Consider the following 9,308-nt stretch of genomic DNA (forward strand, 5'->3'; position numbering starts at 1 on the left):
GCCAGCTTGGTCAGCACGATCACCTCCCGCGGGATCGGCTTGGTCAGCACGTACATGATCTGGCCGTCGTCGATCTCCGGCCCGATCACGCCGGTGCCGGCGATCAGCGCGAGCAGCGGCAGCAGGGTCGCGAGGCCGAACTGCTGCAGGACGCCGGAGGAGACGTCCAGGTCGTTGTTGCCGGTCGCGCGGAGGATGGCCGCCAGGACGAGCAGGATCAGCGGCAGTCCCAGCAGGAGCAGCGCACGCTTGCGGCCGAGCATCGACCGGAACGTGATCATCGCGATCGTGGAGTTCATCGGGCCACCAGGTAGGAGAAGACGCTTTCCAGGGACTCGTCCGCCGGGGAGACCTCCCAGAGCCGCACGTCGGCGTCCCGCGAGACCTGCGGCAGCAGCCACGTGAAGCGCTGGAAGTCGACGGCCTCGATCTGCAGGCCCTTCTCGGTGAGCTGGACGCTGCGGGCCGAGCCGTCCGCGATGAGCGCGGCGGCGAGCCGCCGGTCGTCGGACGAGCGGACGAGGAAGATGTGCGGCCGGTCGGTCATCAGCCGCCGGATCTTGCGGAAGTCGCCGGACGCGGCATGCCGCCCCGCGACGATCACCTCGATATGGGTCGCGAGCCGCTCGACCTCCTCCAGGATGTGCGACGAGAACAGGATCGTGCGGCCCTCGTCGGCCATCCGGCGGATGAGGTCCATCAGCTGGAGCCGCTGCCGCGGGTCCATGCCGTTGAACGGCTCGTCCAGCAGCAGGACGGGCGGGTCGTGCACCAGCGCGGACGCCATCTTGATGCGCTGCTTCATGCCCTTGGAGTAGTTGCCGATCTGCCGGGCGGCGGCGTACTCCATCTCGACGAGGCCGATGGCGCGGCGCGCGGCGGCGGCCGGGTCGGGCAGCTTGTGGAGCTTCGCCATCGCGACGATGAACTGCTCGCCGGTGAGGAAGTCGTACGCCGACTCCCGCTCCGGGACGAGGCCGAGATGGCGGTAGACGTCGGGGTTCCGCCACAGCGGCGTCCCGTCCAGGGTGACGGACCCGGACGACGCCTGCAGGAACCCGCCCATCATGTGGATGAGCGTCGACTTCCCGGCGCCGTTCGGCCCGAGGAGCCCGGTCACGCCCGGCCCGACCTTCATCGACACGCCGTTGACGGCGACGACGTTGCCGTACCAGCGCGACACCTTGTCGAGGATCAGCTCACTCATGAGAGGCCCGCTTTCCGGAACCGGCGGTAAAGGATCGCGATCGAGCCCAGGACGAGGGCGGCGCACACCGCCAGCGCGACCACGCCTCCGGCGATGCCGGGCGCGATCCCGGGCGACGCCGACTCGGCGCCGAGCAGCCGGACCTCGACGATGTCGACCAGGTTGAACGGCGCCAGCAGCCCCATCCAGCCCTGGAGGGTGAAGTTCGTCTCCGCCTCCGCGATGCCCTGGACGGCGCCCGCGACGGCGGTCGGGACCATGTACGCGGCGATGACCGCGGCGACGCCGAAGCCGCGCCGCGGGGTGAACGCCGCGACCACCATCCCGATGGCGGCGAGGAGCAGCGCGTACAGCACGCAGCCGACCAGCGCGCCGAGGTAACGCAGCAGCTGCTCCCCCGAGTCGGGCGCCTTGGTGACCAGCCCGCCGACGTACAGGACGGTGACCGGCACCGCCAGCAGCGCGAACAGCGCGGTCGCCATCGCCCCGGCCTTGGCCACGACGAAGTCGAGATGGCCGACCGGGCGGGAGAAGTACAGCGGGATGACATGGAAGCGCACCTCCCGCGAGGCCAGCACCGGCGCCTGCGTGGCCAGGAAGATCGCCACGATGACCTGCATCAGGTCCGCGTACTCGGAGTACGGGATGAGCGCGTCCTCCTCGTTGGTGAACGCGAACGCCGCGACCGACCCGGCGGCCGGCAGCAGCATGAGCGCGCCGAGGATGAACGGCATGATCTTCGCGCGGGCGGGGCGGCCGAGGCCGAACGCGGCGCGCAGGTTGTGGACGTACAGGGACCGCAGCACGTAGGAGCGGCCGTTGCGGCGCCCCTCGTAGTGCCGGTACCCGATGTCGTGGATCGTGCTCGTGCTCATCCGGACACCTCCTGCGGCACGCTCCCCGCGGCCGGCGGCACGCCCGGCGGCCCCGGCGGCTCGGGCCCGGTCTGGAAGACCTCCTCGATGTGGTGGCGGCGCTGCTCCATCCGGATCAGCCGCAGCCCGAGGTCGGCGACACCGTCGCGGATCAGGTCGTAGGTCGTCTCGCCGGCGATGTCGACGACGAGGAACCGGCCCTCCGGGTGGACGGACACGCCCTGCTCGTGCAGGTGCCGCCCGAGCACGTCGCGCCCCTCGTCGACCTCGACGGTGAGCACGCCGCTCGCGGCCGTGTACGCCTCGACGGCCTGGGAGCGCAGCAGCTTCCCGCCGTCGATGATGACCACGTGGTCGCAGACCCGTTCCAGCTCGCCGAGCAGGTGGGAGGTGACGAGGACGCTGATCCCGAACTCGGCGCCGATGCGCCGGATCAGGTCGAGCATCTCGTCGCGCCCGGCCGGGTCGAGGCCGTTGGTCGGCTCGTCCAGGAACACGAGCTTCGGGTCGTGGACGAGGGCCTGCGCGAGCTTCACCCGCTGGCGCATCCCGGTGGAGTAGCCGCCGATGGGACGGTACCGCTCCTCGTAGAGGCCGACGTGCCGGAGCGTGTCGGCGGCGCGTTCGCGGGCCGCGGTCGCGGGCAGCCCGCACATCCGGGCCATGTGCACGACGAACTCGGTCGCGGACACGTCCGGCGGCAGGCAGTCGTACTCGGGCATGAACCCGACGCTCTCCCGGATCCGCAGGCCCTCGCGCGCGATGTCGAGCCCCAGCACGGTCGCGGTGCCGGAGGTCGGCGGCAGCAGCCCGAGCAGGATCTTGATGAGCGTCGACTTGCCGGCGCCGTTCGCGCCCACCAGCCCGACGACGCCCGGTTCGACGGCCACGGAGAGGTCGTCCAAGGCGGTCACCCGGGGGAACCTCATCGTCAGGCCCTGGGTGGCAATGATCGGCATGCTTCGAACCTAGCGGCTGTCAAGGTGGGACACGTCACCCTCAAGGGCGATGCAGGGGCAGCCTTTCGTCCGATGCGGCGTCGACCTAAGTCCGCCGCCCGATGGCCGGTCGTCTCCCGTTCCGCAGGACCATCCCCCACAGCGCCTTCTGGACGAGCAGCGTCAGCGCCCCCGCGATGATCATCCCGGCGAAGTTGACGGCGAGCTGCAGCAGCGACCCGGTGATCTCGCTGCCGTGCTCGAGCGCCATCGCGACCGCGAGGTTCCCGGCGGCCGGCACGGTGGTGACGGAGATGAAGACGCCGACCAGCGCCGACGACTTGCCCGCGGTGAGCGACAGCACCCCGGCGCCGCCGGCGAGCAGCGCGACGATGAACGACCAGCGGTCCGGGCTGTAGATGAACGCGGTGAGCGGGCGCTCGGCGGGCAGCCGGTCCAGTTCGATCACTCCGATCCACCGGCTGACCAGCGCGCACACATAGGTGATCGCGATCGCGACGCAGAACCCGACGACCAGCGCCCGGACGGCCTGCAGGATGTGCACCGGCTGCCACCGGACGAGCCCGTAGCAGATCGCCGCGACCGCGCCGAACTCCGGCCCGAGGACCATCGCGCCGACCACCAGCACCGGCGAGTCGATCAGCGCGGCGATCCCGGCGAGCTGCGTGGCCAGCGCGAGGAACGCGACGAACGACCAGGTCAGCGCCGTGCCCTCGCTGACCTGCCGGTCCAGCTCCTCCCACACGACGGCGTCGTCGCCGTGCCCGGGCGCCCGCTCCTTGGCGGCCTCGGCGGTCTCCGAGAGGGTCAGGTCGACCTTGTCGAGCGCGATGGAGCCGTCCCGGTCGACGCTGAGGGCGCGCAGGGCGTCCAGCACCTCGTTGGCGGACTCGCGGGCGATGTCGGCGGTCACCAGGTCGCCGCGCGGCGACCGGGCCGCGCCGTCGATCACGACCACGTTGGTGGCCCCGGCGCATGCGTCCAGCGCCCGGCAGACGGCGTCGGTGCGGTCCGCCGGGACGATCGCTCTGAGATGCAGCACGGGCCAATGGTGCCGTAAACGGCGGGCCCGTGTGACCGTGACGCCAGCCCATACGGTTTGATCGGTTATTTGCATTACTTTTGGCGAAAAATAAGGACAGCCAACCCCCAGGGCGGTGACGGCATGGCGCTGCGCGACCGGATGCGGCGTGACCAGAAGCGGCGTGACCCGATGCGGCACGACCCGATGCGGCACGGGCGGAGGAGCGAACCGGGTCGCGGGCTGCTGGTCGCGGGCGCGCTCGCGATCGGCCTCGCGGCGGCGACCGGCTGCGAGGCGACCCTGAGCGCCGGCGACCCGTCCGCCTCCCCCGGCGGCGGCGCGCCCGCCCGGAGCGACGGGCACGCGACCAGCCCGCTCGACAACCCCGACGGCACCAAGCCGGGCCTCGCCGCCATCACCGCCGCCGGCGACCGGGCCAAGGCGCGCACGCTCATCGCGAAGGTCGCCACCAAGGGGCGCGGGCCGAAGACCGGCTACGAGCGCGAGAAGTTCGGCTACGCGTGGATGGACAACGCGCCCGGCGTCCCGTTCGCGCGCAACGGCTGCGACACCCGCAACGACCTGCTGAAGCGCGACGGCACCGAGGTCCGCTACCGGTCCGGGTCCGACTGCGTGATCATCTCCCTCACGCTGGCCGACCCGTACTCCGGCAAGACGATCAAGTGGAAGAAGGCGCGCGCGACCGCCGTCCAGATCGACCACGTGATCCCGCTGTCGTACGGCTGGCAGATGGGCGCGTCGCGCTGGTCGAAGGGCAAGCGCGAGTCCCTCGCCAACGACCCGCTGAACCTCGTCCCGGTGGACGGCCCGCTCAACGGCGCCAAGAGCGACTCCGGTCCGGCGTCCTGGCTGCCGCCGAACAAGGCCGTCCGCTGCTCCTACGGCGTCCGCTTCGCCCAGGTGGCGCTGAAGTACGACCTGCCGGTCACCGCCCCCGACAAGGAGGTCATGCTCGGCCTGTGCGGCGGCTGACCGCCGGGCGGCGGCGCGGAGGCCGCCGGACGGCCGAATATGCTCGTCCGATGAGCAACGAACCCGACGACAGGCAGGACGGCGAGACCGAGACGAACGGCGCACCGCCCCGCGTCCGCACCGAGCGCGGCGTCGGCGCCCGCGCCACCGGCGCCGAGGTGACCGGGGCGTCCGCGACCGGGCTCACGGTGCGGCTCGGCAACGGGCTCGGCTCGCTCGCGATCGGCTCGATGGCGCTCGGCGCGCTCGCGATCGGCGCCGTCGCGATCGGCAAGCTCGTCGTGAAGCGCGCCGTCATCGCCCACCTCGAAGCCGGCACCGTGGAGATCAGGCACCTCAAGGTGGGGCGCCTGGAGATCGACGAGCGCTAGCCCAGAACGGTCTTCACGACGCCGGCGAGGTGCTCGGCGACCGCCTGCGCCTGGTCGTGCGACGCCGCCTCGACCATCACCCGGACCATCGGCTCGGTGCCGCTCGGCCGGATCAGCACGCGGCCGGTCTCGCCGAGGTCCGCCTCGGCGGCCGCGACCGCCTGGGCCAGTTCCGGCGCCGTCTTCGCGCGGGCCTTGTCGACGTCCTTGACGTTGATGAGCACCTGCGGCAGCCGGGTCATCACCTTGGCCAGCTCGTCCAGCGGGCGGCCCCGCCGGGCCATCGCGGCGACCAGGTGCAGGCCGGTCAGGACGCCGTCGCCGGTCGTGGCGTGGTCCAGCATGATGACGTGGCCGGACTGCTCGCCGCCGAAGCCGAAGCCGCCCTCCTTCATCGCCTCCAGCACGTACCGGTCGCCGACCGCGGTCTCCACCACGGTGATCCCGGCCTCGCGCATCGCGAGCTTGAAGCCGAGGTTCGACATCACGGTCGCGACGACGGTGTCGGACGGCAGCGCGCCCGCCTCGCGGAGGTCGAGCGCGAGGATCGCCATGATCTGGTCGCCGTCCACGACCTCGCCGGACGCCGTCACGGCCAGGCAGCGGTCGGCGTCGCCGTCGTTCGCGATGCCGACGTCCGCGCCGTGCTCCCGGACGGCCTTCTGCAGGGCCTCCAGGTGCGTCGAACCGCAGTTGGAGTTGATGTTCAGGCCGTCCGGCGCCGTCCCGATCGTGAAGACCTCGGCGCCGGCGCGGCGCAGCGCCTCCGGGGCCACGTCGGAGGACGCGCCGTTCGCGCAGTCGACCACGACGCGCAGGCCGTCCAGCGACACCGCGACGGTCGAGACAAGGTGCGCGACGTACTGCTCGACGGCGCCGTGCGCCTCCCGGACCCGGCCGACGCCCGCGCCGGTCGGCGGCTCCCACGCCTCGCCGAGCCGCGCCTCGATCCGGTCCTCGATCTCGTCGGGGAGCTTGTAGCCGCTGCGGTCGAAGAACTTGATCCCGTTGTCGGGCGCCGGGTTGTGCGACGCCGACAGCATCACGCCGAGGTCGGCGTCCAGCGCGTGCGTCAGGTACGCCACCGCGGGGGTCGGCAGGACGCCGAGGCGCAGCACGTCCACCCCGGCGCTGGCGAGGCCCGCCACGACGGCCGCCTCCAGGAACTCACCGGAGGCCCGCGGGTCGCGGCCGACCACGGCGAGCGGGCGATGTCCTTTGAACGCGCCCTGCTCGCCCAGCACCCGCGCCGCCGCGACGGACAGGTCCATGGCCAGCGGAGCGGTCAGATCGCGGTTGGCGAGCCCCCGCACGCCGTCGGTCCCGAACAGACGAGCCACAGTTCAACTCCCGATGAGACTGGATGACCCCGGACTGGATGACCCCGGAAAAGCGGACGAGCCGCCGCACCCGCCGCGACCCCCACGCGGACCTGCCGCGTGGGAGCACGGGGTGCGACGGCTCGTACCGTCGATCAACGCTTGCTGTACTGCGGAGCCTTGCGGGCCTTCTTGAGACCGGCCTTCTTGCGCTCCGGCACCCGCGCGTCGCGGGTGAGGAAGCCGGCCTTCTTCAGCGCCGGGCGGTGCTCGATGTTCGCGAACTGCAGCGCGCGGGAGATGCCGAGGCGCAGCGCACCGGCCTGGCCGGTGGTGCCGCCGCCGTTGACGCGCGCGAGCACGTCGAACTGGCCCTCCAGGCCCAGCAGCACGAACGGCTCGTTCACGATCTGCTGGTGCACCTTGTTCGGGAAGTACTGGTCCAGGGTGCGGCCGTTGATCTTCCACTGGCCGCTGCCGGGGACGATGCGGACCCGCGCGATGGCCTGCTTGCGGCGGCCGGTGCCGGCGGCGGGGCCGGTCGCGACCGGCTGGCCGAGGTAGCCCTCGCCGGGCGCCTCGGGGGTCTCGGTGCTGTACTCGGACGGCGCGTCCTCGTACGAGTCGAGCTCGACGCCCTCGGCGCCGGTGGTGTCGTCCACGGTTCTCCTTGGGGTGTTCTAGCCAGGGCGGCTGGCCCGTCCATCGGGTGCCCCGGCGGCCTCATGTGCCTGCGTGCGATGTCTCTGCGCGCGATGTCTCTGCGTGCGCCCGGACGGGCGCGGGTGTCACTTCGCGGGCTGGCTGATCTGGGTGATCTCGAACGGGACCGGCTTCTGCGCCTGGTGCGGGTGGTCCGGCCCGGCGTAGACCTTCACCTTGCCGAACATCTTCCGGCCGAGGGAGTTCTTGGGCAGCATGCCCTTGATCGCCTTCTCGACCGCCCGCTCGGGGTGCTTGGCCAGCAGGTCGGCGTAGGTCACCGAGCGGAGGCCGCCCGGGTAACCGGAGTGCCGGTAGGCGCGCTTCTGCTCCAGCTTGTTGCCGGACAGCGCCACCTTCTCGGCGTTCACGATGACGACGAAGTCACCGGTGTCGAGGTGCGGTGCGTAGATCGGCTTGTGCTTACCCCGTAGCAGCTGCGCGACCTGACTGGCGAGACGGCCCAGCACGACATCGGTCGCGTCGATGACGTACCACTGACGCTGGACGTCAGCGGGCTTAGGGGTGTACGTGCGCACGGTCGTAGGCCTTCGTTTCTCGTCGACTTACAGGCGGTTTCGATCCTCGCCCGCCCTCACGGGCGAGCGCCGTCAGCGGAAATCCTGCTCGCGCCGATCAGAGGATCGTCCGACCTGGCGCTCCGGGATGCCGGGGCCCGGACCGGCGCCCACGTCGCCTGACGTGAACACTCCTGGGGCACACCGACAGGTCGCGTCGTCTCCAGCCCGCCGACGGCGGGCACGACGCACACAACAAACAGGCAGGATACTCGGCCCCTTGGCCAGGGGTCAAAACGGCCCGCGCCCTCGGGGCCGCGCGGCCGTTCCGCCGCCCGCTCCGTCGGTTCAAATGGGAACAGTCAGCGGCGGTCAGATCACTCTCCGTACTAGTATTGATCTTTTTTGGTCTATCTTGGTAACAGGGGGTGAATAGCGGGATATTGTGCCGGGCGACCGGTCCACGCCGGCTTGCGCCGGCCCGCACCCGGGAGCCCCCGCTGTCCACTCCCCGCAGACCAGGTGATCCCGCCGGACGCCGCCAGCCCGGGTACAACGGGCGCCCCGGCGCCGCGTCGCCTGCCGCCGCCCCCCGCCGCACCAATCCGTATGGCGACGAGCTCGTCGCCAGTGGCCGCCCCCGGCGCGGCGCGTCCCGCACGAGCCCGCCATCCGGTGGCAGGCACTCCCAGGGCGCCGGACGCCCGCCACACGGCAAGGACGGTGGTGGCAGGCGCAAGAGCGTCACCGGCATCGTCGTGGCCGTCACCGCGTCCAGCATGGCCCTCGGCATCGGCGTCGCGATCGACCGGCTGCTGCTGCCGGAGCTGCGCTCGGAGCGGACCACCGCGTCCGGGCCCGAGTCGCGCCCGCCCGACATCGTCGAGCCCGGGCCGCAGAGCGGCCCGTCGACCGGGTCCGAGCCCGGGACGGGCACCGCGGGCGGCAAGAAGCCCACGGCCGGCGCCCCCGCGCCGAACGCGGGTGTGCCGACACCGCCGCTGAAGACGATGCGCGCGCCCGGCGGAGGCACGCCGGACAAGCCGTCCGAGCCCGGCACGCCGTCCGAGAGGAGCAGGACGCCGGGCGGCGGCGCCCGCGTGCCCGGCGGTTCGGCGGGGTCGGCCGACGCGGAGGCGGCTGTGGTGTCGCTCACCAACGCCGAGCGCGCCAAGGCCGGCTGCCGGCCGCTGCACGTCGACCAGCGGCTCGTCACCGCGGCCCGCAAGCACTCCGCCGACATGGCCGCCAACGGCTACTTCGACCACACCTCGCGCAACGGCGACAGCCCGTGGAAGCGGATGGAGGACGCCGGCTACCCCAGCCCCGGAGCGGAGAAC

The 9,308-nt window shown here is 72.1% G+C and carries 10 protein-coding genes and 1 pseudogene; 3 read left to right on the plus strand and 8 right to left on the minus strand.

The genetic code is table 11. From position 1 onward, the window contains the following. The 5 genes and pseudogenes from ETD96_RS34560 to ETD96_RS34580 form a co-directional block, all read right to left on the minus strand. Positions 1-299, minus strand: a pseudogene (locus ETD96_RS34560) (ABC transporter permease subunit); the annotation flags it as partial. Further along, the gene (locus ETD96_RS34565) at positions 296-1,207 is read right to left on the minus strand and encodes an ABC transporter ATP-binding protein (protein ID WP_132168990.1); all 912 of its coding nucleotides are present in this window, start codon (positions 1,205-1,207) and stop codon (positions 296-298) included. The gene ETD96_RS34565 and the pseudogene ETD96_RS34560, both read right to left, overlap by 4 nt. Beyond that, complete coding sequence (locus ETD96_RS34570) at positions 1,204-2,082, minus strand: ABC transporter permease (protein WP_138640686.1); 879 nt, start codon at positions 2,080-2,082, stop codon at positions 1,204-1,206. Before ETD96_RS34570 ends, ETD96_RS34565 begins: the two co-directional genes overlap by 4 nt. Continuing rightward, positions 2,079-3,041, minus strand: a complete 963-nt coding sequence (locus ETD96_RS34575; protein ID WP_138640687.1) for an ABC transporter ATP-binding protein — start codon at positions 3,039-3,041, stop codon at positions 2,079-2,081. The genes ETD96_RS34570 and ETD96_RS34575 overlap by 4 nt, the downstream gene beginning before the upstream one ends. Positions 3,042-3,126: 85 nt before the next feature. After that, positions 3,127-4,083, minus strand: a complete 957-nt coding sequence (locus tag ETD96_RS34580; protein ID WP_138640688.1) for a DUF389 domain-containing protein — start codon at positions 4,081-4,083, stop codon at positions 3,127-3,129. A 123-nt stretch (positions 4,084-4,206) separates the two neighbouring features. Between ETD96_RS34580 and ETD96_RS34585 the strand changes: the two genes are divergently transcribed. Next, positions 4,207-5,058, plus strand: a complete 852-nt coding sequence (locus ETD96_RS34585; RefSeq protein ID WP_240808445.1) for an HNH endonuclease family protein — start codon at positions 4,207-4,209, stop codon at positions 5,056-5,058. A 50-nt stretch (positions 5,059-5,108) separates the two neighbouring features. Then, the gene (locus ETD96_RS34590) at positions 5,109-5,429 is read left to right on the plus strand and encodes a hypothetical protein (protein ID WP_138640689.1); all 321 of its coding nucleotides are present in this window, start codon (positions 5,109-5,111) and stop codon (positions 5,427-5,429) included. Here ETD96_RS34590 and glmM read toward each other — a convergent pair. The 3 genes from glmM to rplM form a co-directional block, all read right to left on the minus strand. Beyond that, positions 5,426-6,769, minus strand: a complete 1,344-nt coding sequence (glmM, locus tag ETD96_RS34595) for a phosphoglucosamine mutase (protein ID WP_138640690.1) — start codon at positions 6,767-6,769, stop codon at positions 5,426-5,428. The genes ETD96_RS34590 and glmM overlap by 4 nt on opposite strands. Before the next feature lie 134 nt (positions 6,770-6,903). After that, positions 6,904-7,410 carry a 30S ribosomal protein S9 gene (gene rpsI / locus ETD96_RS34600; RefSeq protein ID WP_089324437.1) on the minus strand — a complete coding sequence of 169 codons (507 nt, stop codon included), beginning with the start codon at positions 7,408-7,410 and terminating at the stop codon, positions 6,904-6,906. 126 nt (positions 7,411-7,536) lie between these two features. After that, complete coding sequence (gene rplM / locus ETD96_RS34605; RefSeq protein WP_138640691.1) at positions 7,537-7,989, minus strand: 50S ribosomal protein L13; 453 nt, start codon at positions 7,987-7,989, stop codon at positions 7,537-7,539. A 737-nt stretch (positions 7,990-8,726) separates the two neighbouring features. On the opposite strand from rplM, the gene ETD96_RS34610 reads away from it, so the two are divergent. Beyond that, positions 8,727-9,308 (plus strand): CAP domain-containing protein (locus ETD96_RS34610; RefSeq protein ID WP_240808446.1); only part of this gene is annotated, 582 nt, incomplete at its 3' end.

Origin of the sequence: Actinomadura geliboluensis (assembly GCF_005889745.1) — a bacterium.
Classification (GTDB): domain Bacteria; phylum Actinomycetota; class Actinomycetes; order Streptosporangiales; family Streptosporangiaceae; genus Spirillospora; species Spirillospora geliboluensis.

What these genes read in the sequence shown, in the direction of transcription:
- ETD96_RS34590 (WP_138640689.1), top strand. Translation starts at nt 5,109, where the DNA reads ATGAGCAACGAACCCGACGACAGGCAGGACGGCGAGACCGAGACGAAC.
- ETD96_RS34585 (WP_240808445.1), top strand. Translation starts at nt 4,207, where the DNA reads ATGGCGCTGCGCGACCGGATGCGGCGTGACCAGAAGCGGCGTGACCCG.
- ETD96_RS34570 (WP_138640686.1), bottom strand. Translation starts at nt 2,082, where the DNA reads ATGAGCACGAGCACGATCCACGACATCGGGTACCGGCACTACGAGGGG.
- ETD96_RS34565 (WP_132168990.1), bottom strand. Translation starts at nt 1,207, where the DNA reads ATGAGTGAGCTGATCCTCGACAAGGTGTCGCGCTGGTACGGCAACGTC.
- ETD96_RS34575 (WP_138640687.1), bottom strand. Translation starts at nt 3,041, where the DNA reads ATGCCGATCATTGCCACCCAGGGCCTGACGATGAGGTTCCCCCGGGTG.